Here is a 20003-nt window from a genome sequence, read left to right on the forward strand (position 1 = left end):
AAAGCTTCCCTGAGGGAAGCTTTTTGCGTGTAATTTAAAAGAAGTCGTAAAAAAATGATTTTTGCTGCGGGATTTTTCTCTCAAGAGCCTCGACATCACTCCATGGGCCTGCAATTTCACCTAAGCCATATAATTCCAGCGGCCGTTTGTATCCAATGATAATTGCTGTTAGAGCATTTATAGACATATGCAGCCCTCTAGCAGCTGGCTTTGCACAGCGGCCCCCTACTTTTTCCTTGAAAGGAGTTATACCATCGCCTGAGATCAAATAGCTTCCCGTGTTCCATAGAGCATACGGATCCTCAATATGTATAAAAACTTTTTCTTCGTTATTATTAAAAGCATATAGGTTCAAACAATTTTCCACATTTACGATTCTCCCCATAAAGTACGGGAAAACCTCCATCTTCAAATTAGGCTGAGGCAGGTAATATGGAAAAGGGTCATGTACAGAGGTAATGAGCTTTACCTTCTCCACCATCGAATCATGCTGGCAGATGAAGTTCCATAAATTCACTCTGGCTTCGTGGTTTATTGCCGTAAATTCTTCTACGTCCATTTTATGATCTTTTACTTTAAAAAGAAGGTAACCCTTCCCATCCCCTTTTTCATCATAATATACAGCTATCTGATAATCCGAGTAGACAAAGTTCTCCCACCAATAGGTATCTCTGATAAGCCCTCCAGAAAACTGCCCCATATATTCTTCGTAAATTTTTTCAATATCTTTGATATGCTGGCTTTTATTAAATCGTCTAATCGAGCCAGAAGATTTGCCCGCCATTTTTAAATCAATTTTATTGATTACAGTCTTCTTATAATCAGTAATTATTTCCCACCCGTATTTTCGATAAAATGAAATTTCAAAAGGATGCAAAAATGAAAAGATTTGGCCCTGCTCATCCATCTCAGCCAATGATTGTTTAATTAGCTGGCTGACGAACCCATTTCTTCTGTACTCAGGATAGGTTGCTACCCCAGCTAACCCTCCCATTTTCCAAGCTTGGCCATTAATATGGACGTTTAATGGAATGATGTGCAGTTTAGCTGCCAGGTGTTCTCCTTCCCATATCCCAAAAATTGTATGTTCCTTTAGCCTTTCCATCCGCTTTGGAATGTCATCTTCTGGAACATCGTACTGAAAAGCATACATGGAAAGTTTCATTGCTTCTAAATATTCTTTTTCTGCTAATTTCCTTACGTTCACTTTTTTCACTCCCGATTAAAATCATCCTGATAAAGATTCGCTATAGACCTAATAACTCCTTCCTAAACTATTGACTGGATTATGTGACCGGTTCAGCCGATGCAACTTTACTCAATGAAAAAACGTATATTTGCAAAAAAAATACCGCTTCAAAGCGGTATTCAATGCATTATTACGTTCCCAGTATTGCCTTAATAACAGATGTAGTCTCACCGCCGTGATAGAAAACATAAAGCAGCAAGTAAACAGCAACACCTGTAATCCCTGTGAAGAACCAGACAACGCTTGTAATAGGTCCAAGTTTCCTATGTTTTTCCAATTTGTTTTTATAGCCGGTATAAAGGGAAATAATTCCTAAAACAGCTCCCACAGTTGCTAGAGTGATATGGAAAATCAAGAAGATCGTATAATAAATTTTAATGTCATCAGGGCCGCCAAAAGCTGTATTGCCAATAAATATTGTTCTGCTGGCATAGATGATAAAGAAAATGACAGCGAAAACAGCCGCCAAAGTCATCGTTTTCTTATGGGCTTCAAGTTTTCTTTTGCTAATTTGTACCCAGCCAATCGCAACAGTAATTGCACTAAGCACAATGAATGTTGTACTGATTGTAGGCAGTATAGGCAATGAATATTCCATATAGTCTTCCTCTCTCCGCTTTTCGGTTGAAATTCAATATAGCTGCATCAAATAAATCACAAATTTAATTCTAGTAGAGTATTATGCTTTTTTCAACAAACAGCTTGTACTTTTAAGAAAAGTTCCTTAAATGTTCAATATTTATTTATTCTTATGTGATTAAACTCACTGCTCTATTGACAGAGAGTGCAAAAAAACTCCAGCATTTAAGCTGGAGTTCCCAATTATTTGATTGGCTGCGGATTAAGCATATGTTCTTTTTCAATTGGTGTTTCTTCTTGTTCTTTCTTATACCAGGCGAAGAATATCTGAGCCAAGACAATGCCATATACAATTTCCTGAATGATTTTCATGATAACGCCGCCCAGCTGCTGGTCATGGATAAGAGACATAGAATTAAACATTTCAGGTCCGCTTAGGTTAAGGCTTGCCAAAGTAGTAGATGGAACACATAACTGAAGTGCCTGCGCCCATGCATTAGGATCAGAGTAAGTATTGTACATCGGTGTATCTGCAAAAATAATCAGCGCGCATGCAGGCGTTAGCAAAACACCATTGGCAAATACGTACCCTACCTTCTTAAGTCCGCCTAACGTATCCCTCTCAGGCAGTTCATTCAGAATAGGCCACCACATAAAAGTTGCCAGCAGGAACAATATAGTTGTGTATGCTGTATGAAGCAGCATATCCGTTTTTACAATATCAAACACATCAGGTATATGGTAAATAGAAAATACGCCATTGAACAGGATAAGAGCTATGAGCGGCTTGGTAAAGAAATCAAATAAAGGTTTAACACCTTTATAATTTATTGCCGCGCGCCAAACCCATTGCGGGATACCTAAAATTACAAGCGGAGGAACGACTAAGTATAAGATAGCCATTTGAACCATATGTGCATAAAACATTAAATGGCCCATCAGATCCACAGGAGAACCCTTGATGGCATATAGCACAGCCATTCCGGCAACAAAGTATACTCCCTGCCTTCTTGTCAAAGGCTCACTGTTTTTATATTTGGTGCGATACTTTACAGTTAATAAGTAATATCCTGCAAGAACAAGAAGCACAAATAAAAGGAAGAATGGACTCCAAAGCGCACGAAAACCGAATATTTCTAAAGACATGCCTATCACCTCATTCAGTATTACTCAATATCGCCAATCACTCTTTTAGTAACGGCTTTCCAACATATCTCTGCAATAACTGCAAATACATTTCCAATAATATTATACTCTCTTTCATCCACAATCTCAATGAAGTGCAACTCCCTATCATTTCCAAAACCTGCTTACATAAAAAGAAAATCGGCCGTTAGCCGATTTTCTCCTACGATTACCACCATATGACAGTCAGGAACGCAATGATTGTAATAAATCCGACTAATGCTCCGGAGTATAAGAACAATGCAGGTGCTTCGTGACCTTTATGGCTCATATGCATGAAATAATATAATTGGAAGATTACTTGCACGACTGCAAGAATCAAAATGAAAGGCACAATAAACCATGCCGAGAAACCTTCATAACCAGCTGCTACGAACGCAACAATTGTTAAGAAAATCATCATTGCAAAAGTGATAACTTGATGCTTCATCTCTTCCGCACTTTTTTTACGTCTATATTCAATGTCTACTCTTGGGTTTCCTGAGTTTGGTTGTTGATTTGCCATCAGATTATCCCACCATTCCCATTAAATATACTACTGTGAAGATGAATACCCAAACAACGTCGATGAAGTGCCAGTAAAGGCTTGCAACATAGAACTTAGGAGCATTGTAAAGGCTCAATCCTCTTTTGCTGTTGCGGATCATTAGAGTTGTGATCCACAGCAAACCAAATGCCACGTGGCCACCATGGAAGCCGACTAAAGTATAGAAGGCTGAACCAAATGCACTGCTTGTGAAGCTATGATGGAATTCATGCACATAATGATTGAACTCGTAAATTTCCAAGCCTAGGAAACCAAGTCCTAGCAAAACTGTTATTCCAAGCCACAGCTGCATCTTTTTGAAATTAAAATTCTTCATATGATACATTGCATAAACGCTTGTTAACGAGCTAGTTAATAGAAGCATCGTCATCATAAACGCAAGAGGAATCTCAAATAGGTCCTTCGCCAGCGCCATATCACTGCTTGGTACTTTATCCTTCAAGGCAAGGTATGTTGCAAAGAGGGAGGCGAATAGAACTGTCTCTCCTCCAAGGAAAAACCAGAAACCTAAAAATTTATTCTTAGCCTCGAGGGTTTGCTTTTCAGGCGACGCCGGCCATGTTTCATAAGTCATTTTTTGTTCAGCAGCCATTATGCCTTAACCCCCTTATCATTATTATCTTCCAAATCTTCTTTATGAATGTGGTATCCATGATCATCCTTAATGGAACGGACAAACATAGAACCTAATGTAATCAGCATACCAATAATCAATACTGGAATTCCCCAGCTGTAGTCAGCTCTGTACATTGCACCAAAAGCAGCCACAAATAAGCCGAATGAGATAACAAATGGAATGAAAGAATTGTTTGGCATATGGATATCACCTAGTGGTTCAGCAGGTGACATTCCCTCTTTGCCGTCCATCTTCTCAAGCCAGTATGCATCAAGTCCGCGAATTAGCGGAAGCTGCTTAAAGTTATAGAATGGAGGCGGAGAAGGAATTGCCCATTCAAGCGTACGGCCATCTCCCCATGGGTCATTGCCAACCTTTTCATTTTTAACAGTTGTTATAACAACATTGATTAACAAAACAATCACTGCGACTGCCATGAAGAAAGCACCGATTGTACTTACAAGGTTAGCCGTCTCTAATCCTTGGCCAGGAAGGAATGTAAAGATACGGCGCGGCATTCCCCAAAGCCCTAAGAAGTGCTGGATAAAGAATGTTAAGTGGAATCCGATAAAGAATAACACAAAGGTAATTTTACCAAGGAATTCGTTTAACATTGTACCGAACATTTTCGGCCAGTATAGATGTGCACCTGCAAATAATGCAAATACAACCCCGCCGACAATTACATAGTGGAAGTGGGCAACTACAAAGTAGCTGTCATGGTACTGATAATCCTGTGCTGCAGATGCAAGCATAACACCAGTAACACCGCCGGCTACGAATGAAGGGATAAAGGCAACAGCCCAAAGCATTGGCGTTGTAAACGTAATGCTTCCGCCCCACATTGTAAATAACCAGTTAAAGATTTTAATACCAGTTGGTACGGCAATAGCCATTGTTGCTACTGCAAAGATTGCGTTCGCAATTGGACCCATTCCAGTTGTAAACATATGGTGAGCCCAAACCATGAATCCTAAGAAACCGATAAGTACTGTTGCGAATACCATGGAAGAATATCCGAACAGGCGCTTTCTTGAGAAGATCGCAAAAATCTCGGAGAAGATACCGAATGCCGGCAATACCAAGATGTAAACTTCAGGGTGACCAAAAATCCAGAAGAAGTGCTCCCAGATTATTGTGTTTCCTCCCATAGCAGGATCAAAGAAATTGGATCCAAACATACGGTCAAAGATTAGCAAGAATAAACCTACTGTTAAAGCAGGGAATGCAAATAGAATTAATGCTGACGTTACAAACGTAGCCCAAGTAAACATCGGCATGCGCATATAAGTCATTCCAGGAGCACGCATGTTAATGATGGTAACAAGGAAGTTGATTCCCCCAATTAACGTACCCGCACCTGAGATCTGCAATCCAAGTGCATAGAAGTCAATCCCATGCCCTTCAGAAGCAATTGATAGAGATGCATAGGAAGTCCAGCCCGCATCAGGTGCTCCTCCTAAAAACCATGAAAGGTTAAGAAATACACCACCAAAGAAGAACAGCCAGAATCCTAAAGAATTTAAGAATGGAAATGCAACGTCACGCGCACCAATCTGAAGTGGCATTACGGCATTCATAAATGCAAATATAAGTGGCATAGCCGCCAAGAAGATCATCGTTGTACCGTGCATTGTAAGAATTTCATTATACAATCCGGCACTTACAAAATCATTGTTTGGTACTGCTAGCTGGATACGGATGAACATGGCTTCCAAACCGCCAAGCAAGAAGAAAAATCCGCCAGCTATAAGATAAAGGATTGCGATTTTTTTATGGTCAACTGTTGTTAAATAGTCCCATAAAGTCGCTCCAAAACCTTTTTTCTGTGCTAAGGTACTCACAATTTTACCTCCCTTTTCAAAAAATCCCCTATTGTTCCATAACCTTTAAGCCCATTAAGTATTCTGAAAGGGCATCAAGTTGTTCCTCAGTCAATTCACCATAAGTGCCTGTCATCTTGTTTCCAGGCTTATATGTTTCAGGATCTCTTAACCAATTTTTCAGGTCTTCTTCAGTGTGGTCAAGGATACCGGCAATACGCTCACGATCGCCAAAGTTTGTTAAGTTTGGAGCTAAACGAGCTGCTTCAGGAGCAGTGTTTGCTGGAGTAACTGCATGACAGCCGATACAGCTGTTATTAAACACTTCTTGTCCAGCTTGCGCAAGATCAGTTTCAGCCTGCTTAGGCTCTTTTAAATCCTGCATTGCAGTTACCCACTGATCAAACTCGTCACTTGGAACCGCTTTAACTTTGAAATCCATCAAAGCATGGGAAGGTCCGCAAAGCTCTGCACACTTACCATAGAATAAGTTGTCGGCCTCATCAGCCTTTTCGCCATCAAACTTCAGCCAGAATTTATTCACATTATCTGTGTTTGTATCCAGCTTTCCGCCGACAGCAGGAATCCAAAATGAGTGCTTAACATCAGACGCAATTAGATTGAAATAAACTTTTTGGTCAGTTGGCACAACTAGTTCCTGTCCAGTGATAATTTCCTGGTTTGGATATTCAAACTCCCACCAGTATAGGTTAGCACGCACATTGACAACAAGTGCATCTGTTTTGCCTTCTTCATTCTTCTTTTCCATTTCACTTACGTCTGCAAGCTTAAAGGTAGCTGAAACTGTTGGTACAGCAAGAATAAGAAGCAATAAGATCGGAATGACAGTCCAAATAATTTCAAGTTTGTGGCTTCCTTCAACTTGTTTCGGAATTCTGTCGTCCTTGCGGCGGAATTTAAAAACAACAATAAAGAAGATTACTGTTACTACTGCAATTACCCCCACCATAATTGCAGTACTTAACACCATTAGATCAAATTGTGTTTGCGCCACTTCGCCAGCAGGATTTAGCGTAGATAAATACGGTTTACCGCTGCACGCGGAGAGAATGAGCGCCATCACCGCAAACAGAGAAAAAAGACGCCACTTTGCAAGCCTTTTCATAGCTTAATCAAACCCCTCTTTCGTAAAAATTTCATTTTTTGAATTGTTTGATCAAAAAATATGGATAAATCCCCTCTCGTAACTAGCGAAAGTAAGAATTTCCTAACAAAATTAAATAAGTGTGATGATTACCATAGCTACAAACATGATAGTCAGATATTGTAATGAGTATACAAACATTAATGTAGCCCATTTAATATCGTCATTAAACTTTCTGGCATAAATGCCTGTTAGATCCAGCCAACATTCAAGATGGTTGCTAGAATCATAAATGCCAAACCAAGTGAAGGCATAAGGAATGGCAGCGGCAATAATGCAGCAACCCAGATATAAATATGCCTTTTTGTAGCTTCAAAACCTTTTACAACCGGAAGCATTGGAACTCCTGCCGCACGGTATTCCTCCACTCTTCTCATCGCAAGTGCGTAAAAATGAGGAGGCTGCCAGATAAATACGATTGCGAATAGCACCCATGCCATAGGGTCGAGGCTGCCATCCACAGCTGCCCATCCAATTAACGGCGGCACAGCACCGGAAATACTTCCCACGATTGTATTGGAAACAAATCTGCGCTTTGTCCACATTGTATAAAGGACAACATAGCTAAAAACGCCAATCAATCCGATTACAACTGCTGTTGCTGTCGTAAACATAAGAAAGGCAGTCCCAAGGCCAATAAGCAGAAAACTTAAAAGCGCAACCTTTGCAGGATTCACTTTCCCCGTTACAGTCGGCCTGCCTTTGGTTCTTTCCATTAATGGATCAATATCGCGGTCAATATAATTATTGAGACTGCAAGAGCCTGCTATAATCAGTGAAGAACCAATTAATGTGTAGAATACCAGGTCCAGATTATTGAAAAATCCTTTGCCGGAAAAATGCAATGCTAGCCAAACACCGGTAAAGGTTGTTATCAGATTGGAATTTACAATGCCTATTTTAATCAGCGCAAGAAAATCCTTCCAGACTGTCGTCTCCGGTATATCATTTTGAAGGCTTCGCTCACTGTCTTCAATTGCAGCTTCACTCAAAGCCCGTGAGTTAGACATATCTTTTCCTCCTTTATCCCTTATCACAAACAAAGCTATTTTAACACTACAACTACTATATAGCATAATTGCTTTCAAAGCCATATTTGCAATAAAAAACGAGGGTTCACCCTAAATAAATAATTATCACCCAAATAGTTTTCTGCTATTTACAATGTAATTAAACAGTTTATTATTCGAATAAAAAATAAACCTTTCTTCTGTATATTAAATCACACTTTAAAACTCTTTTGTGAATTTTTTTAGAATAATTTATGACTAATTTGTGTCAAAAATTAAATATGCTTAAAGAAAGGTTGTTTTTTTGAGATAATAAAGCTTGCAGAAAACTTTTAGGAGTAAAGATTTCAACTCACTATTATGTATCTGGCCAAGGGGGAACCAATAATATCTTCCGCGACAAGGATATCCATTTTATACCCCCTATATATTTCTAGCAAACTCCAATACAAGTTTCAACCTTTTTTACTATAATTACGTTTAGAAATTTTTATAAGTGTTGTAAAAAAAGCTTTATTCCTGTACTATCGAAAAAGTAAATGGAGCAACAATCCTATCTGGTTATTTAGAGAATTTTTGTTAAGATAGAATACGGATAATTAGTAGAAACGAAAATCTATTCTATAGGGTCAAACATAAGCAAAATGAATATGACAAAGAAGGTGAAAGGCTTTGCAACGATCTTTAAAGTGGTTTGCTGTATTAACCACAATCGGCATGCTTTTAATATTGTTAGGCGGTGCGCTTGTTACTAAAACAGAATCAGGAATGGGATGCGGAAAATCCTGGCCTCTGTGCAATGGAGAGTTCGTTCCAACCGAAATCACTCCTGAGCTGGTTATAGAACTTGCGCACAGGCTGGTTTCCGGTTCGGTTGGGATTATGGTTCTGATCTTATCTATATGGACCTGGAAAAAAATGGGCCATATTAGGGAAACTAAATTTTTGTCGCTTACATCTTTTTTCTTTCTCGTTCTGCAGGCATTGATTGGCGCGGCTGCAGTGGTCTGGGGACAATCGGATTTCGTACTTGCACTTCATTTTGGCATTTCCTTAATATCTTTTGCAGCAGTACTTCTTCTGACATTGCTTATTTTTGAAGTTGATAAGAAATTCAAGGCGGATAAACTGATCATTGATAAAAGAATGAGGAAGCATATAATTGGCGTATCATTATATAGCTATGCCGTAGTCTATACTGGAGCTCTTGTCCGCCATGTTAACGCCAGCCTGGTTTGCCGTGATTGGCCGCTCTGCATTAATGGGGCCTTTATACTTCCAGGAAACATGTATGAGTGGGTGCAAATGGGCCATAGAGCCGCGGCAGGATTAATCTTCATCTGGATTGGCTATATTACCTATCTCGCAATAAAATATTATAAAGACCAGAAAGTTATTTACTGGGGATGGATCATTTCATTTATACTCGTGTCCCTGCAGGTAGCTGCGGGCGCCTTGGTAGTCATTACCAGACTTAATTTATATATAGCATTAGCGCATGCATTCTTTATTTCTTGCTTATTTGGGGTATTAAGCTATTTCATCCTATTATCATCCCGAAGCAAAAAGAATGAGCTTGCCATTGAAAAAGTGAAGAAGGAAGAAAAGCAAGGAGCAGCAGTATCTCCGGTGACGACAATCACGTAGCAGGAAAAAGCTGCTAACAAACATAAAAAAGAGCTTCGGCATTGGCCAAAGCTCTTTTTTATGTTTATTTTGTTATTTCAATCAAAAGGTCGCCAGTTTGTATAGCTTCACCATTTCCCACGTAAATGTCTTTTACTGTTCCTGAATATGGCGCCTGTACAGTTGTTTCCATTTTCATCGCTTCTGTGATCATTAAATGATCGCCTTTTTCTACTTTCTCCCCCTTTTCAACGACTACCTTTATTACTGTTCCAGGCATGCTGGCAGCAATGTGAGCTTCATTATGAGGGTCTGCTTTAACTTTTGAAGCAACGGTTGCTTTAATGCTTTCATCCTTTATGCTAACTTCACGAGGCTGTCCATTCAGCTCAAAATAGACAATCCTTGTGCCATCTGCCTGAGGCTGACCGATTGAAACCAATTTAACAATTAATGTTTTTCCTGTTTCAATCTCAATTTCCACTTCTTCTCCAAGCCTTAACCCATAAAGGAATGTTGGAGTATCCAAAACAGAAATATCACCAAATTGATCGCATGTTTTAACATAATCCATAAATACTTTTGGATATAAGGCATAAGCAATTGCTTCAAAGCTTGTTACCTGCCTTCCCAGTTCCTTAAAGAGCTTTTCTTTCAATGCATCAAAATCGACATCCTCCAAAAGCTCGCCCGGGCGAACCGTTATCGGCTCTCTGTCTTTTAGGATCACCTTTTGAAGCTCCTTAGGGAAACCTCCATATGGCTGTCCTAAATATCCCTCAAACAATTCAACTACTGAATCAGGGAAATCAAGTGACTGCCCTTTATTTATGACGTCTTGCTCTGTTAGCTTATTTTGGACCATAAACAGAGCCATGTCCCCTACTACCTTTGAGGAAGGTGTTACCTTAACGATATCTCCAAACATATGATTCACTCGGGAATACATGTCCTTTACTTCATCCCATTTATCGCCAAGGCCTACAGCTTTAGCCTGCTGCTGCAGATTGCTGTACTGACCGCCTGGCATCTCATGCTGGTAAATCTCTGAATGAGGAGCCTTCATGCCGCTTTCAAAGTCCTGATAATATTTGCGGACATCTTCCCAATAATAAGACAACTGTTCAAGTGCCTGTATATTAACATTCGGTTTACGGTCAGTTCCTTCCAATGCATAATAAAGGGAGTTCGCACTTGGCTGTGAAGTTAATCCGGCCATCGTACTCAATGCTGTATCGACAATATCAACTCCCGCTTCGATAGCTTTTGCATATGTGTAAATACCATTTCCGCTTGTGTCATGGGTATGAAGATGGATCGGAATGTCCACAGTTTCTTTTAGTTCAGAAATCAGCCTGTAAGCCGATTGGGGCTTTAGCAATCCAGCCATATCCTTTATAGCAAGTATGTGAGCTCCCTGGTTCTCAAGCTCTTTGGCAAGATTCTTGTAATAATTCAGATCATACTTGGTTCTCGCTGGATCGGAGATATCACCTGTATAGCACATGGCAGCTTCAGCAATCTTGCCGCTCTGGCGGACTGCATCAATTGCGACTTCCATGCCCTTAACCCAGTTAAGACTGTCAAATATCCGGAATACATCAATTCCTGCATATGCAGATTTTTCAACAAACTCCCTAATAACATTGTCCGGATAGTTTTTATATCCAACTGCGTTGGAAGCACGAAGCAGCATTTGGAATAGCACATTCGGCATTCTCTCTCTCAGTGTGAGCAACCTTTCCCAAGGGTCTTCCTTCAGGAATCGGTACGCTACATCAAAAGTAGCTCCGCCCCACATTTCATACGAGAACATTTCCGGAAGAAGCTTTGCCGTAGGCTCTGCAATATGTTTCAAATCATTGGTTCTTACGCGTGTTGCAAGCAATGATTGATGTGCATCACGGAAAGTTGTATCAGTTAGAAGAACTTCCTTTTGTTCTTTAATCCATTTTACAAGGCCTTCAGGGCCAAGGGAATCCAATATCTGCTTTGTACCGTCCTGGAAGCCTGTGCTGTATTTCATTTTTGGCGTTCTAGGTTCTTCAAAAACAGGTCGTTTTTTCTTTTCAACTCCCGGGAAACCATTGACTGTTACATTCCCGATGTAGCTGAGCATCTTTGTACCCCTGTCTTTCCTTTTCGGGAATAGGAAAAGTTCAGGTGTCTCATCTATAAAGGAAGTATCATATTCTCCCTTCAAGAATTTTTCGTGCTTAACGACATTTTCAAGGAAAGGAATATTGGTTTTAATACCGCGAATACGGAATTCTTGAAGATTCCGGCCCATTTTGGATGCTGCCTGCTGGAAAGTCATCGCATGTGTCGACAATTTTACCAGGAGGGAATCATAATATGGGGTGATAACCGCACCCTGGAAGCCATTCCCCGCATCCAGCCGGACACCAAATCCGCCGCCGGACCGGTATGCCATTAATCTTCCTGTATCAGGCATAAAGTTATTTAATGGATCTTCAGTCGTAACGCGTGACTGAATGGCAAATCCGTGAATGTGGATGTTTTCTTGTGTTGGCACTCCCACTTCTTTACTATGCAAAGAGTGGCCTTCTGCAACAAGTATTTGCGTCTGTACAATGTCAACCCCTGTCACCATTTCGGTGATCGTATGCTCAACCTGTACTCTCGGGTTAACTTCTATAAAATAAAACTGGTCTTCAGATACAAGGAATTCTACTGTCCCTGCATTTATATAATCAACATTCTTCATTAGGTTGACTGCCGCCAGGCAAATTTCATCCCTCAACGTTTCAGATAGGGAAACGCATGGCGCCACCTCTACAACCTTCTGATGACGTCTTTGTACGGAACAATCTCTCTCATATAGATGGACGATATTCCCTTCACGGTCTCCAATGATTTGAACCTCAATATGCTTTGGTCTTTCTATGAATCTTTCAACATATACTTCATCATTTCCAAATGCTGCCTTGGCTTCTGATTTTGCACGTTCGTAAGATTCCTTTACTTCCTCAAGGCTTCTCACTATGCGCATGCCTCTTCCGCCGCCGCCAAGGGAGGCTTTAATAATGATAGGAAATCCATGACTTTTTCCAAAGCTGATCACTTCATCTAAGCTTTGTACTGGCCCGTCACTGCCAGGGATAACTGGAATTTCAGCAAGCTGTGCCTGGGTTCTGGCTTTAACCTTATCTCCGAACATATCTAAATGCCTGGATGAAGGGCCAATAAAAATAATGCCTTCTTCCTCGCATCGTCTGGCAAATTCAATATTTTCGGACAGGAATCCATATCCTGGATGAATTGCATCAACATCGCTGTTTTTAGCAATTTCAATAATTCCTTCTATATCCAGATATGCATCAATTGGCTTTTTGCCTTCCCCTACCAGATATGCTTCATCAGCTTTATAGCGATGATAAGATCCTGAATCTTCTTTTGAATAAATTGCCACCGTACGGATATCCAGCTCTGTACAAGCACGAAATACGCGGATAGCAATTTCTCCTCTGTTAGCTACTAAAACTTTGTTGATTCTTCTGCTCAAGAAAAACACCCCGTCTTTATGTATTTTTAATAATATTCTGCCAAATTCAGGCTGGATCAGGGTGGGAAAAACCCACCCGTTGCTGACCTGAATTTATATGATTGGCACCCTGCAGTTTATTGCAGAAAACCCTTTTTTATCAGAAGGAAGTAACTCCTGATTTATGTATTAAAAAGCACTGAGAATAACCCTGTGCTTATTTACGGATTACATAAGCTTCTTCTGAAGCCTCTGGAATAGATTCCGGCTTTAATTGTTCATCTTTATTTTTATACTTTTGTTCATAAGTTACAAACATAGAGACGTTCACTAGTATCCCCATAGCAATTGAAAGCTGCAGAAGCGAAGACCCTCCATAACTTACAAAGGGAAGAGTTACACCCGTAAGAGGCATGACTCCTGAGATCCCGGCTAGGTTGATAAAAGCCTGAATCCCAATCATGGAGGATATTCCAATAGCTAGCAAGCTGCCAAAGGCATCTTTACACTTTAAACTGATAAAGATTCCTCTCAGGACAATGTACCCTATAAGCAAAATAACAAAACCAACCCCGACAGCACCAAGTTCTTCGGCAATAACCGCCATAATAAAATCTGTATGCGCTTCAGGAAGGTAGCCCAGCTTCTGGACACTCTCGCCAAGACCTAGTCCCTTCAATCCTCCTGCACCAAGCGCAATATATGAGTTGGAAAGCTGATAACCAAATTCTGATCCAAAGGGATCTCTGAAGGCTTCTATTCTTCCCATGCGATAAGGGGCAAATATCTTATTCTTTAAAAGAAGGATAAATGGTGCAGCCAGCAGCATTCCAAACAGACCCAGCTTAAAGATATTCTTAAAATTCATGCCTGAAGTAAAAATAATCGCTGCTGCGATAGCAAAAATAATTATGGCTGTCCCAAAGTCCGGCTGAATAGCAACCAGCATGATAGCAAGGATTAAGTAGGCAAGCGGCGGAAGTACTCCCTTATTAAACTCATTTATATATGGCTGCTTTTTTGCATATACTGCAGCTAAATATATAATAACTGATAATTTCACAAATTCAGCGGGCTGAAGGCTTCTGCTTCCTATTTCAAACCAGCTCATAGCTCCGCCTGCCACTTTGCCAAAAATAAAAAGGGCAAATAAGCCGAAAACAGAAATCCCCACCATGGGCACAAGAAATTTATTACTTTGCATGGCTTTATATGGAAATAAAGCAACAAAGATAAATGCTATTGCAGAAATAACTAAATGCATTTTTTGCTTATTATAAAAGTAGTCGCTTTCTTGATCATAAATTTGTACAGCAGTAACCATGCTTGCGCTAAAAACCATAATCAGCCCAAAAACAGATAGCAAAGCTACAGCGATAACCAAGGTATAATCATATGATTTTAGAATTTTTTTAAACATCCAGCCCTCTTCCCTTGTCTTCTAAGTTTATTACTTATTCTACTATAGTATTGAATATCCTGCCTTGAAGAAAAGAAAAGTTAATTTAAATGTAACATAACAATCAAGAGAATTCCACAATTATGTCATACTAATTTAAAATAAAGTTATACCAATTAAATAAAATCTTTCAAGCAGGCATACTAATCAACTTTTTTGCATTTTGAATTTGGTTATAAAAAAACTCAAACAATCTATGAAGAATGTTTGAGTTTTTTAATTTTATTTTTTTACTGAAGCTTCGTGAAGAATGGAGAGTTCTCTTTCCAATTCATCGAGAATAGCCTTGCCTTCGGTCTCTTCAATTAAACCGAGACGGACAGCAAAATCTATTTCCCTGGACAACCCGAACATCTGTGTATCCAGCACCTCTTCATATAGAGGGCATTGGGGCATTGTGAGGTTATCCATTTGCACCTTGATTAACTTTAATATTTTAGCAGCATCTGCCTTTAAAAGAGCGTTTGCTTTTTCTTTGTGATCTAAAATCATTTCAGAAGCCAACTTTCAATCCCTCCATTTCCGAGCGATTATCCTATCTTTAAATTTTATACTTAAGCTTGGAAAAAAGCAAGGATAATAAGGGATTAATAAAGAATTCAGTTCCGCCGCACGTCTTGCTTTACTTTGAACTTTTATATTTTAGGCTCTGTAAATTTGCCTGTTGATTTCCACTCCATGCGCTCGTGAACCTCAGTCGTTCCGTCAGCTTCCCTCCGAGTATAACGCGCCTGTGAGATCTCCCTTTGATTCTCTTCTCCCGCCGGACGTTAAGTTAGCATCCTTGAATCAACACCGCAAGAAGGAAATGTGAATGCGTTTTCGAGGATCTCGTGCCTTCCGTTTCAATCAACAGAGTGCCAATCCCAACAGTGAGCCATATTTTAAAATATACTGTAGCACTACTGAAAGATCTTGCTTGTTCACTTCTGCAAGTGCAGGAATATAATCAGCTACTTTTCCTTCATTTGCCAACTTCATTAACAATTTTTGCAGATCCCCGCTAGTATGACAGGTCATTTTTCCCCTCCTGGCATCATTTTTATCATTCAGCTAGTTTACCCCAAATAATTATCAAGAATGCCAATATGACAACCCGCCATAAAATCTGTATACTAAAAGCATATATCTATTCATGAATGCATGGATTTGCCAGGAGGATTAGTATGGAAAATATTATTTCATTTAAAGGACTAGTTAAATACACGATTACACTGGATCCGGGAGTCTGGATTTTTGATGACCGGAGAGTAGATTTAAATACATATTTTGATAAGGAAACTGAGAATAAAAATGAGCTCGAGGAATATACGAAGGCAGTCTCTAAGCATTGGGATAGGGAGATCATGGAAGGAGCTGTGTTTCCTCCTACATTAAAAACAGAAAAAAAATTTGAAAAGGAAAAGGTATTGACAGGCACTTTCGGGATTCCTTTTAAACCGTTCCTCCTTAATGCCGAGCCGGATGAGAGTGCAGAATCTCTAATTATCGAAAGTGAAGACGGCGAGGTTCAGCTGCCGCTTTCCCAAGCAGAAGAATTAATATTGGGGTTCTCAAATGAAGGCAAACCTTTAAAAAATGATGGACCTGTACATGTGTATATGGGGGATGGAAGCAATAAAAACAATCCCATCAAAAGAGTGAAAGCATTCAGAGTGGAATGACCGGAGAGGGCGATGGAAAATCGCCCTTTTCTTATTGGCCCACGCATTGACAGTACATTCTGCTTTTGCAGGTCCACCCCCGGCTTATAGACCGATTATTGTAATTTCGGGTGAAATATTAAGCTAAAATATTTTTTATAAAAGGTCCGCCGCAAGCTGTGCCAGGCCGGATCTCTCGCCTTTGACAAGCTTGACATGTCCGGAGATAATTTGATCTTTAAACTTTTCGACAACATAGGTGAGGCCATTGTTATAAGCATCCAGGTATGGATGATCGATTTGCTCAGGGTCACCCATTAAGACTATTTTACTTCCTTCCCCCACTCGGGTAAGAATAGTTTTCACTTCATGCTTAGTCAGGTTCTGTGCTTCATCAATAATTATAAACTGATCTGGAATGCTCCTTCCCCGTATATAGGTCAGCGCCTCCACCTCAATCGATCCCATCCCTGCCAGTATGGCATCCAATTCCCCCGGTTTCTTCACGTTAAACAAATACTCAAGATTATCGTAAATCGGCTGCATCCACGGCCTTAATTTTTCTTCTTTCTCCCCTGGCAGGAAACCAAGATCTTTCCCTACCGGAACGATCGGCCGGGCTACCAGCAGCTTTTTATATTGCCCGTAGTCCTCGGTCTGCATTAAACCGGACGCGAGCGCTAATAAGGTCTTTCCGGTTCCTGCCTTCCCAATTAGCGTAACTAAAGGCAGATCGTTTCTTAGCAAAAGCTCCAAAGCCATTATCTGCTGGACATTGCGGGGTTTGATTCCCCAAATATGATCATAGTCAAAGATAAGCTTCTTTACCTTTTTGCCGTTTTTATCAACCACTCCCAAAGCAGATGAAGAAGAGCCAAGGGCATCCTTCATAACAAGGAACTGGTTGGGATAGAAAGGATGATTTGCCACATCTGACAATGGCAATTCACCTTTTTCATAAAAGCGGTTCAATATATCCAGCCCTATATAAACTTCCAGGAAACCAGGATACAAATGATCATTTTCCACTACCCGATCACTTAAAAAATCTTCAGATATTAACCCGATTGCATCGGCTTTAACACGGACAAGAGCATCTTTACTAACCAGAATAACTGTTCGTCCATTTTCTTTTGTCTCTTCTTCAAGCGACAAATTCTTGGCAACAGCCAAAATCCGATTATCATTTGTTTTCTCAACAAAGATTTCCTGCAGCTGGTGAAAAGATCTATGGTTCAATTCAATACGCAGGCTTCCGCCATTTTCTAGAGGGATTTTTTCATGAAGCTTTCCCGTTTCTCTCATGCCGTCAATCAGCCTGGATACTTGTCTTGCATTTCTGCCTATCTCATCCATGTACCTTTTCTTCGAATCGACTTCTTCCAGCACTACAGCTGGAATTACCACATCATTATCTTCGAATGAAAATATGGAATTAGGGTCTTGCAACAAGACGTTGGTATCTAAAACGTAAATTTTACTCAATCTGGTGCCTCCTGCTCCTCTTGTGTCTTTATAAAGCGTAACTTCTTAAGTGGGGGCTTTATGCCTTTTTGGTTTCGATAGCTGCTGAGTATTTGTTTTAAATGAGCCATTTTGGACTCACAACGAATACGCTGTTTGTTTATATTATTCATCCCCACTGGAGAAGTTGAATGAATAGGATGAAAGGCTTTGAAAAACAGTGGGACAAATATAACTTGGTAAAATATATGTTTTGCCGAATAAAGATAGAAGAAGTTTTGCACAATAATCATTAAACAATCCTATTTGGTCTGAGATTTTGCAAAAGCCGCAAGTCATTTTCAGCTAATTGCTTTCATTTCAGGAAAAATTTTTTGATAGCCCCGGAGGTGTCAAATATGAAGAAATGGCTATTATTGTTCTTTTCAGCCTTACTTTTGTCAGGTTGCGGAATAAACAATAACCAGTCCCATGAACAGCAGGACCAGCAAAATGCCATTAATGTTAAAAACAGTACGATTCAGGAGGTTGACAGGGAGACAGGGCAGCAAGTTTCCAGACACCTGGTCGATTTGGCAACCAGGATACCCAATGTTAACGACGCGACTGCTGTTGTCCTCGGAAGATTTGCGATTGTGGGGATTGATGTGAATAAAAACCTCGATAGATCGGAAGTTGGGACAATTAAGTATTCTGTTGCCGAAAGCCTCAAAAATGATCCCCATGGCGCAAGAGCCATGATTGTGGCTGATCCGGATATTAACGCACGGCTTAGAGAAATAGCCGAAGACATACAAAATGGAGAGCCTATTCAAGGGATTATGAATGAGCTGGCTGACATTGCCGGCCGTTTGATGCCAGAGGTCCCCGCAGATTTAGTTGATCCAAACAAGAAAAACGAAAAAAACGCAACCGAAGACCCGAAGAAAAAACTCAATAACAACCAAGAAAAACAACTTGAACAAAAACAAGAAGAACAATCAAACTACCATAAATAAACCAGGTACCTATACCAGTTGTGCGAACTGGTATAGGTACCTGGTACTTTTTTGCTGCTCTAATCAACAAAGTGCTCTAACATAGCCATGAAAAAAGCTTAGCTCCCATAGGAACTAAGCTTTTTTCATGGCTTCCATTACCTGTTTATCTAAACGGGCTGCAGCATCTTTGTCATAAGTTTTGTCATATTGCGGTTCTGCTGTAATTTTGGAGCCGTAGAACATTACATCACGAACTTCCTTTATGCTGATTTCCAATAGGGCCAGCTTAAGCGGCACTCCTTCCATCTTTTCAGACTTTACTGAAGCCTCTCCAGAGATGGAATATGTAGACTCGTTCGCTATGATATTCAGGACAACTTTATTGTTGCTATTTATGTTTTGAACGATTCTTGAACGGTTATCAACAGCGAAATAGATTGTTTCTTCATCTTTGGCCAAGACCCATGAAATCGCACTGACATTTGGCCCTCCAGTTTCGTGGTCAACAGTGGCTAGTGTGACAAAGCGCTCTTTTTGCAATTCATCATATAATGGTTTAATTAATTTGGGTTCTACCTGATTTGCCATTCTTTTCCCTCCTTTATTAGTTTCATCATAGTATGATAACGATTTTCTTTCAACCAATATACATCATGGCTTCTTGTTCAGCAGTACAGCACTGAAACTCTACTCTATACTAATATGAACCAAGACCTCCGGCCAAATACCGTAAAAGCATCAAAATGTTATTTTATCGCAAAGCATTCGAATCCAATCCGAACTTGTACTATAATGGTATTAAAAGCAGTCAAAATAATATGAGGTGTCCCTATGAGAGTTAAATGTGTACTTTGCGATAAAATCGAATCTATAGAAAATGAGTCACTGCAGGCTAAGCGTCTGCGCAATCGCCCAATCCACACCTATATGTGCAAACCGTGCGAAACAAGAATTGCTGAAAGAACGCAAAAGAGAGCCGATACCGGTAATTTTAAACTATATCGGAGCAAGGTCCAGGAGGAAGAATGGTAGGCCTCCAATTTGCATTGTAATGGCCTTTTAAATCAAATTAGCATTTAGCCGCTAGAATAGCTAGAATGCCTGACAACCCAAGCAAGCCTAAAAAAAGCCGCCCCTTGAAGGGAACGGCTT

18 protein-coding genes and 1 pseudogene are annotated in these 20003 nt (G+C 40.1%); 4 read left to right on the forward strand and 15 right to left on the reverse strand.

Annotated features, from left to right (window positions below; all coding sequences use genetic code 11):
- Positions 1–34 precede the first annotated feature (34 nt).
- The 8 genes and pseudogenes from AC3ZVC_RS21780 to cyoE all read right to left on the reverse strand — a co-directional run bounded on the left by AC3ZVC_RS21780 (position 35) and on the right by cyoE (position 8174).
- Entirely contained in the window at positions 35–1207 is a 1173-nt protein-coding gene (locus tag AC3ZVC_RS21780) for a GNAT family N-acetyltransferase (RefSeq protein WP_490065203.1), read from the reverse strand.
- Between the two features lie 172 nt (positions 1208–1379).
- A complete protein-coding gene (locus AC3ZVC_RS21785; protein ID WP_490065204.1) occupies positions 1380–1847 on the reverse strand; it encodes a DUF420 domain-containing protein in 468 nt (155 codons plus the stop codon).
- Between the two features lie 224 nt (positions 1848–2071).
- Positions 2072–2974 (reverse strand): cytochrome c oxidase assembly factor CtaG, encoded by a 903-nt coding sequence (gene ctaG / locus AC3ZVC_RS21790; protein WP_214724599.1) that lies wholly within the window; start codon positions 2972–2974, stop codon positions 2072–2074.
- A 208-nt stretch (positions 2975–3182) separates the two neighbouring features.
- Positions 3183–3518 (reverse strand): cytochrome c oxidase subunit IVB, encoded by a 336-nt coding sequence (gene ctaF, locus AC3ZVC_RS21795; protein WP_110067833.1) that lies wholly within the window; start codon positions 3516–3518, stop codon positions 3183–3185.
- Positions 3519–3522: 4 nt separating this feature from the next.
- A complete protein-coding gene (locus tag AC3ZVC_RS21800; RefSeq protein ID WP_144542371.1) occupies positions 3523–4152 on the reverse strand; it encodes a cytochrome c oxidase subunit 3 in 630 nt (209 codons plus the stop codon).
- Positions 4152–6020: a cytochrome c oxidase subunit I gene (ctaD, locus tag AC3ZVC_RS21805; RefSeq protein WP_214987931.1), complete on the reverse strand. Its 1869-nt coding sequence runs from the start codon at positions 6018–6020 to the stop codon at positions 4152–4154. The genes AC3ZVC_RS21800 and ctaD overlap by 1 nt, the downstream gene beginning before the upstream one ends.
- A 28-nt stretch (positions 6021–6048) precedes the next feature.
- Positions 6049–7125, reverse strand: coding sequence for a cytochrome c oxidase subunit II (gene coxB, locus AC3ZVC_RS21810; protein WP_490065205.1), 1077 nt, complete (start codon positions 7123–7125; stop codon positions 6049–6051).
- A gap of 111 nt (positions 7126–7236) precedes the next feature.
- A pseudogene (gene cyoE / locus AC3ZVC_RS21815) lies at positions 7237–8174 on the reverse strand (heme o synthase).
- 672 nt (positions 8175–8846) lie between these two features.
- Here cyoE and AC3ZVC_RS21820 point away from each other — a divergent pair.
- Positions 8847–9821 (forward strand): COX15/CtaA family protein, encoded by a 975-nt coding sequence (locus AC3ZVC_RS21820; RefSeq protein ID WP_490065206.1) that lies wholly within the window; start codon positions 8847–8849, stop codon positions 9819–9821.
- Positions 9822–9885: 64 nt separating this feature from the next.
- On the opposite strand, the gene pyc is transcribed toward AC3ZVC_RS21820, so the two are convergent.
- The 4 genes from pyc to AC3ZVC_RS21840 form a co-directional block, all read right to left on the reverse strand.
- A complete protein-coding gene (gene pyc, locus AC3ZVC_RS21825; protein WP_490065207.1) occupies positions 9886–13326 on the reverse strand; it encodes a pyruvate carboxylase in 3441 nt (1146 codons plus the stop codon).
- Between the two features lie 196 nt (positions 13327–13522).
- Positions 13523–14725, reverse strand: coding sequence for an FtsW/RodA/SpoVE family cell cycle protein (locus AC3ZVC_RS21830; RefSeq protein WP_490065208.1), 1203 nt, complete (start codon positions 14723–14725; stop codon positions 13523–13525).
- 261 nt (positions 14726–14986) lie between these two features.
- The gene (locus AC3ZVC_RS21835) at positions 14987–15268 is read right to left on the reverse strand and encodes an Fpa/YlaN family protein (RefSeq protein WP_110067841.1); all 282 of its coding nucleotides are present in this window, start codon (positions 15266–15268) and stop codon (positions 14987–14989) included.
- A gap of 345 nt (positions 15269–15613) precedes the next feature.
- Positions 15614–15784, reverse strand: a complete 171-nt coding sequence (locus AC3ZVC_RS21840; RefSeq protein ID WP_490065209.1) for a hypothetical protein — start codon at positions 15782–15784, stop codon at positions 15614–15616.
- A 146-nt stretch (positions 15785–15930) separates the two neighbouring features.
- Here AC3ZVC_RS21840 and AC3ZVC_RS21845 point away from each other — a divergent pair, with 146 nt between their 5' ends.
- Entirely contained in the window at positions 15931–16428 is a 498-nt protein-coding gene (locus AC3ZVC_RS21845; protein ID WP_490065210.1) for a peptidyl-prolyl cis-trans isomerase, read from the forward strand.
- A gap of 135 nt (positions 16429–16563) precedes the next feature.
- On the opposite strand, the gene AC3ZVC_RS21850 is transcribed toward AC3ZVC_RS21845, so the two are convergent.
- Positions 16564–17892: a PhoH family protein gene (locus tag AC3ZVC_RS21850; RefSeq protein WP_490065211.1), complete on the reverse strand. Its 1329-nt coding sequence runs from the start codon at positions 17890–17892 to the stop codon at positions 16564–16566.
- Entirely contained in the window at positions 17889–18164 is a 276-nt protein-coding gene (locus AC3ZVC_RS21855) for a hypothetical protein (RefSeq protein WP_490065212.1), read from the reverse strand. The genes AC3ZVC_RS21850 and AC3ZVC_RS21855 overlap by 4 nt, the downstream gene beginning before the upstream one ends.
- 105 nt (positions 18165–18269) lie before the next feature.
- Here AC3ZVC_RS21855 and AC3ZVC_RS21860 point away from each other — a divergent pair, with 105 nt between their 5' ends.
- The gene (locus AC3ZVC_RS21860) at positions 18270–18869 is read left to right on the forward strand and encodes a YhcN/YlaJ family sporulation lipoprotein (RefSeq protein ID WP_490065213.1); all 600 of its coding nucleotides are present in this window, start codon (positions 18270–18272) and stop codon (positions 18867–18869) included.
- A 114-nt stretch (positions 18870–18983) separates the two neighbouring features.
- Here AC3ZVC_RS21860 and AC3ZVC_RS21865 read toward each other — a convergent pair whose 3' ends face one another.
- Positions 18984–19439: a pyridoxamine 5'-phosphate oxidase family protein gene (locus AC3ZVC_RS21865; RefSeq protein ID WP_490065214.1), complete on the reverse strand. Its 456-nt coding sequence runs from the start codon at positions 19437–19439 to the stop codon at positions 18984–18986.
- A gap of 243 nt (positions 19440–19682) precedes the next feature.
- Here AC3ZVC_RS21865 and AC3ZVC_RS21870 point away from each other — a divergent pair, with 243 nt between their 5' ends.
- Entirely contained in the window at positions 19683–19883 is a 201-nt protein-coding gene (locus AC3ZVC_RS21870; RefSeq protein ID WP_214724579.1) for a YlaI family protein, read from the forward strand.
- Positions 19884–20003 lie beyond the last annotated feature (120 nt).

Source organism: Cytobacillus sp. C11.1, assembly GCF_058145115.1.

Excerpts from the sequence above, each read along its gene's own strand:
- AC3ZVC_RS21865 (WP_490065214.1), bottom strand. The coding sequence starts at position 19,439 with ATGGCAAATCAGGTAGAACCCAAATTAATTAAACCATTATATGATGAA.
- AC3ZVC_RS21800 (WP_144542371.1), bottom strand. The coding sequence starts at position 4,152 with ATGGCTGCTGAACAAAAAATGACTTATGAAACATGGCCGGCGTCGCCT.
- coxB (WP_490065205.1), bottom strand. The coding sequence starts at position 7,125 with ATGAAAAGGCTTGCAAAGTGGCGTCTTTTTTCTCTGTTTGCGGTGATG.
- AC3ZVC_RS21830 (WP_490065208.1), bottom strand. The coding sequence starts at position 14,725 with ATGTTTAAAAAAATTCTAAAATCATATGATTATACCTTGGTTATCGCT.
- AC3ZVC_RS21860 (WP_490065213.1), top strand. The coding sequence starts at position 18,270 with ATGAAGAAATGGCTATTATTGTTCTTTTCAGCCTTACTTTTGTCAGGT.
- AC3ZVC_RS21845 (WP_490065210.1), top strand. The coding sequence starts at position 15,931 with ATGGAAAATATTATTTCATTTAAAGGACTAGTTAAATACACGATTACA.
- AC3ZVC_RS21785 (WP_490065204.1), bottom strand. The coding sequence starts at position 1,847 with ATGGAATATTCATTGCCTATACTGCCTACAATCAGTACAACATTCATT.
- ctaF (WP_110067833.1), bottom strand. The coding sequence starts at position 3,518 with ATGGCAAATCAACAACCAAACTCAGGAAACCCAAGAGTAGACATTGAA.
- ctaG (WP_214724599.1), bottom strand. The coding sequence starts at position 2,974 with ATGTCTTTAGAAATATTCGGTTTTCGTGCGCTTTGGAGTCCATTCTTC.
- AC3ZVC_RS21870 (WP_214724579.1), top strand. The coding sequence starts at position 19,683 with ATGAGAGTTAAATGTGTACTTTGCGATAAAATCGAATCTATAGAAAAT.
- AC3ZVC_RS21840 (WP_490065209.1), bottom strand. The coding sequence starts at position 15,784 with ATGACCTGTCATACTAGCGGGGATCTGCAAAAATTGTTAATGAAGTTG.
- AC3ZVC_RS21855 (WP_490065212.1), bottom strand. The coding sequence starts at position 18,164 with ATGATTATTGTGCAAAACTTCTTCTATCTTTATTCGGCAAAACATATA.